The following is a 14,716-nucleotide window of genomic DNA, read 5'->3' as shown; positions in this document are numbered from 1 at the left end:
ATTACATTTACCTTGCTAGATGGTAAATAGAGCCGTTAACGCGTATTCTTGAGCTATCAAATAAAGGAGTGGTTTTTTAAGCCTATGTTTCATCCTGTATCTTTTTTTATTGGCTTACGCTACTTACGTGGACGTTCGGGTGACCGTTTTAGTCGCTTTGTTTCTTACATGTCAACCGCGGGCATCACAGTGGGGGTGATGGCATTAATTACAGTAATGTCCGTCATGAATGGTTTTGAGCAACAATTAAAAGACCGAATTTTAGGTGTTTTACCACAAGCGATTGTTACTAACGCTGATGGTCGAGTTCCACTTTCCGAGCATGTGCCTAATGTTTTAAAACAGCTACCGCATGTGACTAAAGTAACAGCCATAACGCGTGGTGAAACGATTATTCAGAGTGCGAATTCATTAGCTGCTGGCATGATGATTGGTATTGAACCTAATCAATATGATCCTATAGCTGATCATTTGATGGTTGGATCACTGAAAGACCTACAACCAGGTAGCTTTAATGTCATTATTGGTCAATCACTTGCTGTTGAATTAGATGTTCAGCCAGGGGATAAGATTCGATTAATGGTAACCAGTGCCAGTCAATTTACACCATTAGGACGCTTACCAAGTCAGCGTAATTTCACTGTGTCTGGTATTTACGATACAGGTTCTGATGTTGATAAACAGCTAGTATTCACTAATATTTCTGATGCTGGGCGGTTATTGCATTACAAATTGGATCAAATGTCTGGGTGGCGTTTGTATCTAAATGATCCGTTTGCGGTAACAACGTTAGCTAAAACACCATTGCCAAATGATTGGAAGTGGTCAGATTGGCGTGAACAGCGTGGTGAGTTATTTCAAGCGGTTAAAATGGAAAAAAACATGATGGGACTGATGCTTGGATTGATTATTGGTGTTGCTGCATTCAATATTATTTCAGCACTGATTATGGTGGTAATGGAAAAACAAGCCGAAGTTGCGATTCTAAAAACTCAAGGGATGACTCATCGACAAGTCTTGACATTATTTATGGTGCAGGGCTCAAGTAGTGGTGTTATTGGAGCTCTACTGGGGGGCGTATTTGGAGTCATTGTGTCGCATTACTTAAATCCAATTATGGCATTCTTTGGTGTAAATCTTGCTGTTATAGGGGGCTCTCTTCCGGTGGATTTTGAACCCATGCAAATATTGACTGTTATCGTTGGCGCTATTCTTTTGAGTTTATTAGCGACTATTTTTCCATCTTACCGTGCGGCAGCTGTCCGTCCTGCTGAGGCTCTTCGTTATGAATAACGCATTATTATCTTGTCATCAATTATGTAAAACATATCAAGAAGGCGAGTTGCAAACGGAAGTATTAAAGCAAGTCAGTATTGATATTTCAGATCATGAATTGGTAGCTATTGTTGGTTCTTCAGGATCAGGGAAAAGTACTTTACTACATATTCTTGGTGCGTTAGATGAGCCGACTGATGGTGAAGTGTTTTTTAAAGGGCAGCGTTTAGATACATTAAGCTCAAATAAACAGGCAAAAATTCGTAATCAGGATATTGGTTTTGTGTATCAGTTTCATCATTTGTTAGCTGATTTTACAGCCACTGAAAATGTTGCAATGCCGCTATTAATCGGTGGTGTGGCGATCAGTGAAGCGCGTACTCGAGCGCAAGATATGCTTGAGATGGTGGGATTAAAGCATCGTTTTGAGCATCGTCCATCAGAACTAAGTGGCGGTGAACGTCAACGTGTTGCCATTGCTCGAGCATTGGTGAACAATCCTGCAATTGTATTAGCTGATGAGCCAACAGGTAACTTAGATCATCAAACCGCGTTAGATATTTATGATTTGATGCGTAAGCTAAATGCAGAATCGGGTACTGCTTTTTTAGTCGTGACTCACGATACGCAATTAGCATCAAAACTCGATCGCTGTATGCATATGCAAGATGGCATTTTAGCTGAGGTTAAGGAGAAGTAATGTTTCGTCCGTTATCTCTCTATATTGGCAGTCGTTTTAATCGTTCTAAAAAACGAAATCGAATGGTGTCGTTTATCTCATTATCTTCAATGCTAGGTATTGCCGTGGGTGTTGCGGTGATCATTATTGGCTTATCTGCCATGAATGGTTTTGAACGTGAACTACAAACACGTGTGCTTTCCGTTATTCCTCAAGGTGAATTACAAGCGGTACAACCACCATTGAATAATTGGAAACCATTACTTAAGAAAGTTGAGCAACATCCTAATATTACCGCCGCGGCACCTTATGTAGAATTTACTGCATTACTAGAAAGGGGCTCAAAACTTAAAGCGGTTGCTGTCCGTGGCGTAGATCCGAAGGAGCAACTTAAAGTCAGTGAGTTACCGCGTTATGTTAAAGATAATGCATGGTCACGATTTACAGCAGGTAAACGCGAAGTTATTTTAGGTCAAGGTGTTGCAACGAAACTGCAATTGAAGGTTGGCGACTGGATCACGGCAATGATTCCAAATACTGACCCGCAAATGAAACTACGTGCACCTAAGCGTATTCGATTACAGGTCGTTGGTGTACTTGCATTAGGTGGACAAATTGATCACAGCCTTGCCATTGTGCCATTGCAAGATGCTCAGCAATATTTAGATATGGGAGATGGTGTCTCGGGTATCGAAATGAATGTTGATAATGTGCTTAACGCCCAGCAAATTGTTAAAGAGGTTGGTGATACATTACCTGTTTATGTTTATCTTAAAAGCTGGACACAAAAATACGGCTATTTGTATAGAGATATTCAGATGGTTCGTACCATCATGTATTTGGTTATGGTACTTGTTATTGGTGTTGCTTGTTTTAATATCGTTTCAACATTGATGATGGCGGTGAAAGATCGTGCTGCAGATATAGCAATATTACGTACCATGGGGGCGAGTGATCGGTTGATTAAATCTATCTTTGTCTGGCATGGCGTATTATCAGGAGTACTAGGCAGTATTATTGGTTCGTTATTTGGCTCATTAATTGCTATTAATCTAACTCATATCGTTCGTGTCATAGAGAAAATTATTGGTCATCGGTTCTTGTCTGGTGATATCTATTTTGTGGACTTCTTACCAACACAATTAGCTTGGCAAGATGTAGCGATTGTTACGACTACTGCGATTATATTAAGTTTGATTGCCACGTGGTATCCGGCGACGCGAGCGAGTCGATTACAGCCAGCACGAGTATTAAGTGCTAAGTGCTAAGTAATAACGACAAGAATTTGTTCTATTTGATATGAATTGAAAAGCGGAGTCTATGACTCTGCTTTTTTGTATTCATTAGTTGAAGGTAAGTAAATAGAGACTAATTGGCACTGTATTGGTTTTTTTGATTGCTTATATCGAATAAGTTCAATTGCTGATGATAAATTAATATAAAAATAAGTTAAAAAAGTATTAGTTGTGAGTTAATTTTGTGCGAAATGGTTATTTATTACACTCAAATGTGAATGTAAAAAGACTTTGATGTTGGTTTTTTTTTATTTTCTGTTTTTTTATTTTATCATTTAATAATGTGGTTTTATAAAAATAACAACGCACATCAGTGCTGATGCTGGTTGAGGTTTATCTTAGTTTTCTGATGATTATTTATATAGTAGATAAATAACGAACACTGTTCATTTTTTTGTGAATTTATATTGTTTAATTTAACACAGTCATTTTTACATGATAATTTGGCGCTACTTAAAAAAACGAATGTGCTGCGGTCGTTATTAGACAGGATTTATTCTGCATCGATATGATGGTTATTCTATAATCGGTATGACTGTCATTCTATAAATAGACAGCGCTTTGTTAATAAATAAAACAATTAGGAATTTAAAATGAAAAAGAATGCACTAGGCTTATTAGTCGCTTTTGCCGTAATGGCTCCTGTAGCTGCACAAGCTGCTGTTCAATTACCAGCTGGTACACAAGAGCTTGGTATTCAAGGTAATGCTAAACTAGGTAGCGGTTGGGATCTAAACCTAAACGGTTCTTACGGTACATTCGTAAAAGATAACTGGGAAGTTGGTGGTACTGCAACTATCGCAGCTAAAGATGAAAACGATGCATTCAGTGGTAAGATTGGTGTGTTTACAGAATATAACTTCGTTAACTCTACTAACTGGGTTCCTTACGTTGGTGCAGCAACTGAACTTGCAGGTCTAAACTACAATGACAAGACTGGCACTGATACCAATGTTGGTAAAGATGGTGACTCTTGGGCATTAAACCTTAAATTAGCGGCTGGTGTTAAATACTTCATCAACCCTAACGTTGCTCTAACTGCAGAAGCTAACTACAACATCGCAACTGACGATATTGAGTTCTCAAGTGGTAAAGCGAAAGATAGCCTAACTAACATCGTATTCGGTACTCGCTTCTACTTCTAAGTTTAAGCCCGTTTATTGATGATAAAAAACCCGCTGATTAAGCGGGTTTTTTATAGCTATTGATTTGTAAACTGGTTCTGTAACGTGATGTTGTAAACAGAGGTTAAGCGATATTATTATTCTTAATACGCTTAATAAGCCAGCTACTCAATAGACTAATGATGGCAATGCCTAAGGTAATAAATGGCGCTACCATTAAGATCATGGTTGTTACTCGAGCTATATTTTCAGGCAAGAGTGTTAATAAATACCCCAAGCCAGTCAGTAATAATATCCAAGCTGTTGCACTTAACCAGGCAAAGCGGAAGAAGTGGCTTTGGTTCTTAATTCTAAATCCCATCACCAATGGTAATAGTGGGCGTACTACAGGAATAAATCGTGCTGTAAATAAGGCCACAACCCCATGCCGAATGAGTAATTTATCAACTGTTTCCATTCGATGAGGCGGAACCATATCAACCCAGCGTTTTACTTTTGGTAAATGATCAAGCCAGCGACCTTGTAAATAAGCGAGCCAACTACCAATAGCAGCTGCCATAATTAATAAAAATACAATCAATTTAAAATCAATGATCCCCATTGCCCCTAGAGTACCAGCCAAAATAACAATGCTGTCACAAGGGAGTGGTGCTGCGGGTAAAAATGCGCTTTCTAGCCAAATAACAAAGGTGACACAAAAATAGATCATTACAATGCTTTCAGGGTTTTGTAATGCTGCAAAATCTTGTTGCCATAGCGCTGAAAAAATAGATACAAATGAATCAAGCATCTATGTAGTCCTTGTAGTCAGAGTCATAATTAAAGTAAATGTCGCGGTAATTGAATAACATTAACTGCCTACGACTGTGAGTAAAACGGTATTGAAAATTAGCAAGAACAAGATGTGGATACCGTTGTTGTTTAGAACAATGACTTATTATTTGATACGGCTGTCGAACGATATTGTTGTCATAATGCAGCGCAGGAACAAAATTCTTTTTTTCTGTTTTTGATAACTGTCGTGTTTTATGACTATTATTCGATAAAATAATGGCATTATTGCGCCAGTTTTCTTGATGACTTATAACATTAAAGACTGCTGCTGGATATAAAGCATATTGAGACCATACTGTTGGCTCTGTCGAATTTGTTGTGCTTACGAGCAATGTATTTAGTAGCAAGCTAAAGAGAGTAAAGTAACTCATCAACAATAATGCTCAAGTATCAAAAACACACTTTTACTCAAAATGATAACCAAAGGCAATGTTTTTATAATAAATTGTAATGAAATAATGGTAGGTCATATTTTTTGTGGGGTGCTGTCTGAGTCATAAAGAAAAAGCTTCAGTGATTAGCTGAAGCTTTAAACATTATTTTTTATTGATTATATTTATTTTGTGAGCGCTTTTTTCATTTGTGAACCAATGAAAATAAAGCTGATACCTTCAAATATTAAAGAAACACCAACAAAAATACCTAATAGTGACATTGAGAATTGTGGGTTGTGCATTAAGTTAAAGAAGTAAATGCCGATGATAGTTGATAATAAACCACTGAAGACAATCCAACGCCAACCAGCAAGGTGCTCTCGGCTACTAAAGCCAAACATCATTCGTGTAATACCGTTAAATACCATAGTGGCAATCATTAGTACGGTAATAGTAACTAAGCCAATAAATGGTTGTCCTAAAATGAATAGGCCGCCAAGGAGGTAAAATAGCGCACTGATGACATACCAAATTTTAGTTTTCCATTGTGGAATACTAAATGTGTGGTAAACCTGTACTAAACCAATGACTAAGAAGATCACGCCAATAATAGTTGTTATTGTCATGCCTGCGACGACAGGTAAGCTAATTGCAAAAATGCCGGCTAAGGCAACAATAACACCAACGATAACAAACCACTTCCAACCTTTTGTGAGTAAATTTTTTACTGGATTTTCCATTTTATTTCCCTTTAATCAAAATATTTATGCTTATTAGCTGACAATAACTTACTGCTATTTAAGGTTGTATTCTATTTTTAAATAGTAGACTGAACAATAATAATTACTAGGCATTAAATGCAACTAATTAGCAATATAAGTTTTTGATGTGATTATAGGAAAATAATTGCGGCCTAGATCGAATAATAGTGAAAAACTGACCGCGAAAAAGAAAAAGAGTGGAGGCTATTTCTCAAAAAAATAGGTGCAGGCAATAAAACCCCATAAGGATGGAGTTTTATTGTTATAACAAAGTAACTGTTAACGTGTTTTGGAAATACGAAACTTTCGGCGGTTCCAACTACGAACGACGGAATAGCGCCATAACCAACGAATACCAAAATAGCCAATAGATGCACTTAATACACTACAGATAAAGCAGCCTAATAGGAATGGGGGACCAATTTGGCTCATTTGATTTAATAGAAAATCCCATGTTAGTTCAAAATGAAACCCAACATCAGGACTGTGCAGTACCCAAGCTCCTAGTTTGTAAGCGCCATAAAAGAGGACAGGCATGGTTACTGGATTACTGACCCAGACTAGTGCAACGGATAAAGGTAAATTAACACCAAACATAATAGCCAGACCTGCTGCCATCAACATTTGACTTGGAAGTGGGACAAACGCCATGAATAGGCCAACAGCAAATGCGCCAGATGCTGAACGGCGGTTTAGGCACCATAGATTTGGGTTATAAAGTAAATTTCCAAAAATCTTTAACGCTTTTTGGCGTTTTATGACTTCATGGCTAGGCAGAAATTTTTTAATGAAATGTCTTGGCATAATAATTTTTTTTAACTGGCTAAGGCCATATGGTTCAAATATTCATAGCAAGTATAAGCGGTTATCTTTCGTTACATTTATTTAACACCTTGCCGCCGTATTGGTTTTTACTATTAATAATAGCCATCGGTATTATGGTATTTATTGTGTATCGAAGTGCTATTTTTATTTGCTTTTCACTTGCTATCTTCTGGGCTGTTTTTGATGCTAATCAATATATTAACAATATTGATAACATTCCAATAAACAGTACTAATATTACCATAGATGTAAGCATGAGTACGCTTTTTAATGAAAATATACCCTCTGAGTATTTTGAGGTTCAAGTACTGAATTTACATTCTGAAAATGTTGATTTTGTCTTTCCATTACGATTTATGGTGTTTTGGAAAGATGCACCTAGATTAAAGCAAGGGCAGATATGGCGTTTACCTGTCAGATTAAATCGTATAGTTGGGCGCGTTAACCAAGCGGGCTTTGATCGTGAACAATACGCATTAAGCCGCAGTATTCATGGGCGTGCAGTTGTTACTGTGGGAAATACGATACCAGTACGATTATCATCTTCATCATCTTTTCGTCAGCAATGGTTAGATAACGTCACTCCATTACTAAAAAATACCCGCTATCAAAGTTATTTAACGGCCTTAACCTTTGGATTAAGAGAAGGGCTTGAAGCGCAGGACTGGATAGATTTACGCGACAGTGGACTTGCACATTTATTAGCAATTTCAGGGTTACATATTGGCTTGGCGATGCTGATTGGGTGGTGGTTTGGTTATTTATTACGTCTATGCCTTCCGCAAACCGTCTATTGGTTATGGTTGCCATTGTTTTGTGGATTGCTATTTGCTTTTGGATATGCATGGCTTGCCGGCTTTAGTTTACCCACCATTCGCGCATTATTAATGTGTTTAATCGTCGGTGTATTACGACTTACGGCAATCAATTGGCGACCTTGGCAAATTTTGTTAGCGACATTAAGTTTGTGTTTGTTATGGGATCCATTGATCAGTTATAGCGCTGGATTCTGGTTGTCATTTAGCGCGGTTATTATCTTTTTGGTTATGGTCATTATTGGTAATTCACCTGCTTTAGCTGATTTATCTTGGCAGCACCGTTGGTATCAGCGTTTAAAGCAGTTGTGCAAAGTGCAAGGGTATCTATTGCTATTAATGTTGCCCATACAGTGGTGGTGGTTTGGTGGTGTTTCTCTGGCCGCACCATTAACCAATTTATTTGCGGTGCCTTGGCTCAGCGTAATAACTGTGCCGTTAGTTTTGGTTGGTGTAATTACGGTATGGTGGCCAGCGTTATCATCATTATGTTGGCTATTAGCTGATATTTCATTAGTCCCTGTATTACATATTGCTACGTGGAGTCATGGCGCATGGATGATGTTACCTGCCTCAGTAACGCCATTATTGATAGCTGTTGCGGTAATCACTGTTATATGGCCTTTGCTACCTTTAATGCATTTTCGATGGTTGTACATCAGCATTATTTTTATTGTGTTCTGTGGGTGGTGGAAAAAACAGTTAGATAATCAGGCTTCATTGCCATGGACGGTCACAGTATTGGATGTAGGACATGGATTAGCTATTTTGATTGAGAAACAACAACGGGTCTTTATTTATGACACGGGGAATGCATGGGATGAAAAAAGTATTGCCCAGTCAGTTATTGAGCCAATATTAGCGCATAAAGGGATTGCAGGCATTGATGGGCTCGTTTTAAGTCATGCGGATAACGATCATGCGGGTGGTAGTGACTATCTAATCCAGCGTTATCAGCCTGTAACAAAATACAGTAGTGATCAACGTAAGGGCTTTTCAGCTTGTGTGATGGGACAAAAGTGGCAATGGCAGGGTCTTGAATTCACAGTTAAATGGCCACCTACGACAGCGACTCGAGCGGCAAACTCTGATTCTTGTGTTATTCATGTTCAAGCATTAGGGGGTAAGGGGCCGCGGGTATTATTAACGGGGGATATAGACGCCAAATCTGAGTTAGTGATGCTGACGCAAACACAGACAGAACAAGCAGATATTATTGTTGTGCCACATCATGGTAGTAATACCTCATCAACACAAACGTTACTGGATAATATTCAACCTTCGGTTGCGATTGTATCGATTGGGTATTTTAATCCATGGGGCTTACCATCTGCTGCGGTTAAGCGGCGTTACCAAGCTAATAATATTGATTGGATCAGTACCCAAGACAGTGGCCAAGTCACGGTCACCATTCATCAGAATAACTATCAAATAAAACAACAACGTTATCATTATTCTCAGGCATGGTATCGCCCCCAGTGGCTAGCCTTAAAATGAAAAACGCTTGATTGATGATTATTGATGTTGTTTTTATGAGCATAAAACGTGGTTTAAGAAAAAAGGATTGTGGACAAATTTGGTTGATAGCAATGTTAAGGGTAGAATAGAGAGATTGTATTTTATCAAAATTGGCATTCATGACGCAATTAACAGAAAAATCAACCAAAGATACTTATAAAAGACTGTGGCCTTATATCAAGATCTACAAAGCTGGCATTATTGTCGCTGTTATTGCGCTGATCATAAATGCGGCTGGTGATACCTTGATGCTGTCGATGATTAAACCGTTACTTGATAAAAGTTTTGGTGGGTTTGATAGCATGGACTCAGGTTTTCTTGCCATGATGCCTATCTATCTTGTTGGCTTAATGATCATGCGTGGCGCGAGTGGCTTTGTATCAACCTACTGTTTATCGTGGGTGTCAGGCAATGTCGTAATGAATCTTCGTCGGCAACTATTTCAGCACTTTATGAAAATGCCGGTGGCATTTTTTGATAAAGAAGCTTCTGGTGCATTATTATCACGCATTACTTATGACTCTGAACAAGTTGCTTCTGCGACCAGTAGTGCTTTGGTGAGCATTGTTCGTGAAGGGGCATCGATCATTGGCTTAATGGTCTTGATGTTTTGGAATAGTTGGCAGTTATCAGCTATTTTGATTGTTATCGCCCCTGTTGTTGCTATTAGCATTAGTGTTGTTTCAAAACGATTCCGCAAAATATCACGTAGTATGCAAGATGCGATGGGCTCAGTGACATCTTCTGCCGAACAAATGCTAAAAGGCCATAAAGTCGTATTAAGTTACGGCGGTCAAGGTGTTGAGAAGCAACGGTTTGATGAAGTGAGTAATTTAATGCGTCGCCAAACCATGAAATTGGTTTCTGCACAGGCGATAGCAAACCCGATTATCCAGCTTATTGCTTCCTCAGCATTAGTTGTGGTGTTAATTCTAGCTAACACACCATCATTACGCGATTCATTAACACCAGGTACATTTGCCGTCGTATTTGGTGCTATGTTTGGTTTAATGCGCCCACTTAAATCTTTGACCAGTGTAACTTCTCAATTTCAACGTGGTATGGCGGCGTGCCATACACTGTTTGATTTGATGGATTTAGAAACTGAAAAAGATAATGGTAAGCATGAAGTTGAGCGTGTTAAAGGTGACGTATCTGTAAAAGATGTGACCTTTACTTATCCAACTAAAGATACACCTGCATTGCGTAATGTCAGTTTTGAACTTCCAGCGGGTAAAACCGTAGCACTCGTGGGCCGTTCAGGTTCTGGTAAAAGTACCATTGCTAATTTATTGACGCGTTTTTACGATATCGATTCAGGTGATCTGCATTTAGATAATGTAGATATTCAAGATTATACCTTATCAAATCTTCGATCTCAGGTTGCGGTCGTCTCACAAAATGTACATCTGTTCAATGATACGATTGCGAATAATATCGCTTATGCAAGTGGCGATATGTTTACTCGTGCTGATATTGAACGTGTCGCAGAGTTAGCTTATGCGATGGACTTTATTAAAGACATGGAGCATGGATTAGATACGGTTATTGGCGAAAATGGTGTGAGCTTGTCAGGTGGTCAACGTCAACGTCTGGCTATTGCTCGTGCATTATTACGTAACGCGCCTGTGTTAGTGCTCGATGAAGCGACTTCAGCGTTAGATACTGAGTCTGAGCGTGCAATTCAACGTGCTTTAGATGAACTACAAAAAGATCGTACTGTATTAGTGATCGCTCACCGTTTATCAACGATTGAAAATGCCGATCAGATTCTAGTGGTTGATGATGGTGAAATTATTGAACGTGGCACCCATGGTGAGTTAATCAGCCATAATGGTGCTTATGCGCAACTTCATCGTATTCAATTTGGTGATTAATAGTGGCCTCATTGATTGAAGCTATCTGGTATCAACCTGTACTTAGTGGAAAAGTACGGGTTGTTTACTGGCTGCTATGGCCATTATTGTGGCCGCTTAGTACGTTATTTGGTGTAATAAGTCGCCGTAAACGACAGCAATATGCCAGTGGTAAAAAAACAGCATATCGAGCGCCAGTACCTGTAGTTATTGTTGGTAATATCACCGCCGGTGGTAATGGTAAAACACCGGTCGTGGTATGGTTGGTTGAGCAACTTTTGGCTCAAGGACTAAAACCTGGTGTTGTTTCACGTGGTTATGGTGGTAAAGCCCCGCATTATCCGTATTTTGTCGAGAGTGATACCAATACCGATATAGCAGGGGATGAGCCGGTATTAATTCGGCGTCGTACTGGTGTCCCCGTTGCCGTTGCTCCTGCTCGAAGTGATGCGGTAAAGTTACTATTAGAGCATGATGTTGATATCATTATTACTGATGATGGATTACAACATTATGCTCTTGCACGTGATATAGAGTTGGTTGTCATTGATGGTCAACGTCGATTTGGTAATCAACACTTATTGCCACTAGGCCCATTACGAGAATCGTGCCAGCGTTTAAATCAAGTTGATTTTTTGATTTGTAATGGCGGTAAAGCACATACTAACGAAGCAGCGATGCATTTAGCACCGTCAGAGTTAATTAATATTAAAACTGGTGCTCGTTGTGCTGTAACGTCTTTAACATCCGTGGTTGCAATGGCTGGTATCGGGCATCCACCGCGTTTTTTTGCGACATTGAATACGTTAGGAGTAAAGCCTGTTGTATGCCAGCCCTTTGCTGATCATCAACCCTTTACTCATCAAACATTGTTAGAGTTAGCCCAGCAAGGGCAGCATTTAGTAATGACAGAAAAAGATGCGGTAAAATGTTACTCATTTGCTGAGGATAATTGGTGGTATCTGCCAGTTGACGCAGTTATCTCTGAGCCACAAGCATCAGTTATTATTAAACGGATTATAGAGGTTAAGGAAAAGTATGGATCACCGTCTGCTTGAAATTGTTGCTTGTCCTGTATGTAAAGGCAAATTAAATTTCGATAAAGAAAAGAATGAATTAGTGTGTAAGTTTGATCGTCTTGCTTATCCTATCGATGACGGTATTCCAGTTCTACTTGATTCAGAAGCGCGTACATTAAGTTCTGATGAGGTTAAGTAATGGCCTTTACTGTTATTATTCCTGCTCGTTATCAGTCAACCCGTTTACCTGGTAAACCGTTAGCTGATATTGCAGGTAAACCAATGGTGCAATGGGTTTACGAACAAGCATGTAAATCTGGTGCGGATCAAGTTATTGTTGCGACTGATGACCAGCGTATTGTCGATGTGGTACAAGGCTTTGGTGGTGAGGTGTGCTTAACTCGCGCTGATCATCAATCAGGTACTGAGCGCCTAGCTGAAGTGGTTGAGAAATATCAACTTGCTGATGATCATATTGTGGTTAATGTTCAAGGTGATGAGCCGCTAATCCCTGATACAATTATTCGTCAAGTTGCCGATAATATTGCGCATTTTAATGCACCGATGGCAACATTAGCGGTAGAAATTGATCATCATGATGAAATTTTCAATCCTAATGCTGTAAAAGTGGTTACTGATAAAGACGGCTACGCATTGTATTTTAGCCGTGCAGCCATTCCTTGGGATCGTGATAACTTTGCTCAGCAACCACGTATTGTGCACCATAATTTACTGCGCCATATTGGAATTTATGCTTACCGTGCAGGGTTTATTAATACTTATATTAATTGGCAGCCAAGTCCGTTAGAGCAAATTGAATCACTAGAACAACTTCGTGTGCTTTGGTATGGTGAAAAAATTCATGTTGATGTTGCCATTGATGCGCCACCAGCAGGGGTTGATACCTTAGATGATTTGGAAAAAGTACGGCAGTTAGTTAGCTAATAAAACAGTGAGTCTATATTCGTTATCGCAATAATAAAAAACCGAGTATTACGTACTCGGTTTTTTTTATGAGTAAATTAACGGCTGTAATTATTCAGCAATTTTTACACGGATACGGCTTTTATCAACCATCATTTCATGAAGAGCTTTCATTGCGCGAATTGCTTGCTCATCATCAGCCATTTCAACAAATGCAAACCCTTTTGATTTACCTGTTTTGTCGTCTAATACAAGATTACAAGCACTAATTTTACCAAATTCTTCAAACATTTTATGAATTTGAACTTCAGTTGTGCTGCGAGAAAGGTTACGGATTAAAAGTTTCATGAATTAAATTCTTTCTTAAGTAGTAAGTCTTTATTTTATCATGAAATACAGTAAAGCATGTTGAGATTAAAGTGAAATAATACGATAAAAATAAATGTTAAAAGAGTGTGGTTTTAATAATTATGCAAATGGCGATATAAATTAAAAAAAGCCAGAGCGAATAATATCGCAACTGGCTAACAAAAACATGACATTGGAAAGCTTATAATGTCTCTGGTTTTACTTTTTCTGCTTGCTGATGTTCAATTTGTGGGTTTAATAGTTTGCTGGTGATGCGTTGCCATAATTGCCCTAAACGCTCATGTTCAACAATTTCCATCTGAGTAAGGAATCTTGAGTCAGGAACCCAATCACGCATTTTATTACTGGCCCTAAAGTTTGTCGGTGCTGGAATCGGGTCTAATCCTGCTTGATGGAAATAATAAAGCGCACGTGACATTTGGCTGGCTGATGTTACCAAAATCATATTTTTATCTTTAACGACATCTGCGGCTTGGAATGCTTCTTCTTTGGTATCTTTTGTTGATTCAAATAACAGAATATCCCGTTTATTAACCCCCAATGCGATAGCTAAATGTGCCATTAAACGAGCATGACTAATACCATGAGAATTAAGACCACCATAGCCGGATAAAATGAGTTTTGCGCCAGGATACAAACGGAAAATACGGATCCCTTCAACTAAGCGTGTAATTGCTGTTGGTGATAATTCTGAGGTAATAGGAAATGTTTTATCGATAACTTGGCTACTGCCTAAGACCATGACATAACTAATTGGTTTAGTGGTACTGACAAAAGCGGCGTTTTCTTGTTCTAGTGGCCGTAATAATGCTGCTGTAAGTGGCTGGAATGAACATAAGAAAATGCCAATTAAAGAAATACTCATCAAGACAGAGGCTAATTTTTTTCGACGTGTGAACCACAACACGCATAAACCTATAACGCCCACCAATAGTAGAAAGGGTAACGGCATCAGTAGCGCAGATATGATTTTTTTAAGTATAAACATAATATGTCGTCCGAAATTTCAGCAGTTGAGCCCTAAAATCGATCACAAGCCTTTATTCCT

At 38.8% G+C, this 14,716-nt stretch carries 15 protein-coding genes; 9 read left to right on the top strand and 6 right to left on the bottom strand.

All coding sequences use genetic code 11. The features are described 5' to 3' along the window. Positions 1-84 precede the first annotated feature (84 nt). From lolC to VXS03_RS01145, 4 genes are all read left to right on the top strand, one after another. Positions 85-1,293, top strand: a complete 1,209-nt coding sequence (lolC, locus tag VXS03_RS01160) for a lipoprotein-releasing ABC transporter permease subunit LolC (protein WP_327761508.1) — start codon at positions 85-87, stop codon at positions 1,291-1,293. Beyond that, a complete protein-coding gene (lolD, locus tag VXS03_RS01155) occupies positions 1,286-1,975 on the top strand; it encodes a lipoprotein-releasing ABC transporter ATP-binding protein LolD (RefSeq protein WP_327761507.1) in 690 nt (229 codons plus the stop codon). Before lolC ends, lolD begins: the two co-directional genes overlap by 8 nt. Beyond that, positions 1,975-3,222: a lipoprotein-releasing ABC transporter permease subunit LolE gene (lolE, locus tag VXS03_RS01150; protein WP_327761505.1), complete on the top strand. Its 1,248-nt coding sequence runs from the start codon at positions 1,975-1,977 to the stop codon at positions 3,220-3,222. Before lolD ends, lolE begins: the two co-directional genes overlap by 1 nt. A gap of 620 nt (positions 3,223-3,842) precedes the next feature. After that, the gene (locus VXS03_RS01145) at positions 3,843-4,394 is read left to right on the top strand and encodes an outer membrane beta-barrel protein (RefSeq protein WP_080156674.1); all 552 of its coding nucleotides are present in this window, start codon (positions 3,843-3,845) and stop codon (positions 4,392-4,394) included. A gap of 103 nt (positions 4,395-4,497) precedes the next feature. Here the strand turns inward: VXS03_RS01145 and VXS03_RS01140 are convergent, their stop codons facing one another. The 4 genes from VXS03_RS01140 to VXS03_RS01125 all read right to left on the bottom strand — a co-directional run bounded on the left by VXS03_RS01140 (position 4,498) and on the right by VXS03_RS01125 (position 7,146). Beyond that, positions 4,498-5,163, bottom strand: coding sequence for a DedA family protein (locus VXS03_RS01140; protein WP_327761502.1), 666 nt, complete (start codon positions 5,161-5,163; stop codon positions 4,498-4,500). Next, positions 5,156-5,578 carry a hypothetical protein gene (locus tag VXS03_RS01135; RefSeq protein WP_327761501.1) on the bottom strand — a complete coding sequence of 141 codons (423 nt, stop codon included), beginning with the start codon at positions 5,576-5,578 and terminating at the stop codon, positions 5,156-5,158. The genes VXS03_RS01140 and VXS03_RS01135 overlap by 8 nt, the downstream gene beginning before the upstream one ends. 185 nt (positions 5,579-5,763) lie before the next feature. Beyond that, on the bottom strand, positions 5,764-6,321 hold the full coding sequence (locus VXS03_RS01130; protein ID WP_327761500.1) for an HdeD family acid-resistance protein: 558 nt from the start codon (positions 6,319-6,321) through the stop codon (positions 5,764-5,766). Positions 6,322-6,621: 300 nt separating this feature from the next. Then, the gene (locus tag VXS03_RS01125) at positions 6,622-7,146 is read right to left on the bottom strand and encodes a DUF2062 domain-containing protein (protein ID WP_327761499.1); all 525 of its coding nucleotides are present in this window, start codon (positions 7,144-7,146) and stop codon (positions 6,622-6,624) included. Between the two features lie 29 nt (positions 7,147-7,175). Here VXS03_RS01125 and VXS03_RS01120 point away from each other — a divergent pair, with 29 nt between their 5' ends. The 5 genes from VXS03_RS01120 (at position 7,176) to kdsB (ending at position 13,320) form a co-directional block, all read left to right on the top strand. Then, positions 7,176-9,479 (top strand): DNA internalization-related competence protein ComEC/Rec2, encoded by a 2,304-nt coding sequence (locus VXS03_RS01120; RefSeq protein ID WP_327761497.1) that lies wholly within the window; start codon positions 7,176-7,178, stop codon positions 9,477-9,479. 140 nt (positions 9,480-9,619) lie between these two features. Beyond that, positions 9,620-11,377, top strand: coding sequence for a lipid A ABC transporter ATP-binding protein/permease MsbA (msbA, locus tag VXS03_RS01115; RefSeq protein WP_327761496.1), 1,758 nt, complete (start codon positions 9,620-9,622; stop codon positions 11,375-11,377). 2 nt (positions 11,378-11,379) lie between these two features. Further along, a complete protein-coding gene (gene lpxK, locus VXS03_RS01110; RefSeq protein WP_327761495.1) occupies positions 11,380-12,414 on the top strand; it encodes a tetraacyldisaccharide 4'-kinase in 1,035 nt (344 codons plus the stop codon). Continuing rightward, positions 12,395-12,574: a Trm112 family protein gene (locus VXS03_RS01105; RefSeq protein ID WP_045035565.1), complete on the top strand. Its 180-nt coding sequence runs from the start codon at positions 12,395-12,397 to the stop codon at positions 12,572-12,574. The genes lpxK and VXS03_RS01105 overlap by 20 nt, the downstream gene beginning before the upstream one ends. After that, a complete protein-coding gene (gene kdsB / locus VXS03_RS01100) occupies positions 12,574-13,320 on the top strand; it encodes a 3-deoxy-manno-octulosonate cytidylyltransferase (RefSeq protein ID WP_327761494.1) in 747 nt (248 codons plus the stop codon). The genes VXS03_RS01105 and kdsB overlap by 1 nt, the downstream gene beginning before the upstream one ends. 90 nt (positions 13,321-13,410) lie before the next feature. Here kdsB and VXS03_RS01095 read toward each other — a convergent pair whose 3' ends face one another. Both VXS03_RS01095 and elyC read right to left on the bottom strand, forming a co-directional pair. After that, entirely contained in the window at positions 13,411-13,647 is a 237-nt protein-coding gene (locus VXS03_RS01095) for an RNA recognition motif domain-containing protein (RefSeq protein WP_327761493.1), read from the bottom strand. Positions 13,648-13,849: 202 nt separating this feature from the next. Next, positions 13,850-14,656 carry an envelope biogenesis factor ElyC gene (elyC, locus tag VXS03_RS01090; protein WP_327761492.1) on the bottom strand — a complete coding sequence of 269 codons (807 nt, stop codon included), beginning with the start codon at positions 14,654-14,656 and terminating at the stop codon, positions 13,850-13,852. Positions 14,657-14,716 lie beyond the last annotated feature (60 nt).

The organism is Photobacterium sp. S4TG1 (assembly GCF_036040035.1).
Lineage (GTDB): Bacteria > Pseudomonadota > Gammaproteobacteria > Enterobacterales > Vibrionaceae > Photobacterium.
This window is presented reverse-complemented; position numbering and strand designations above follow the sequence as displayed.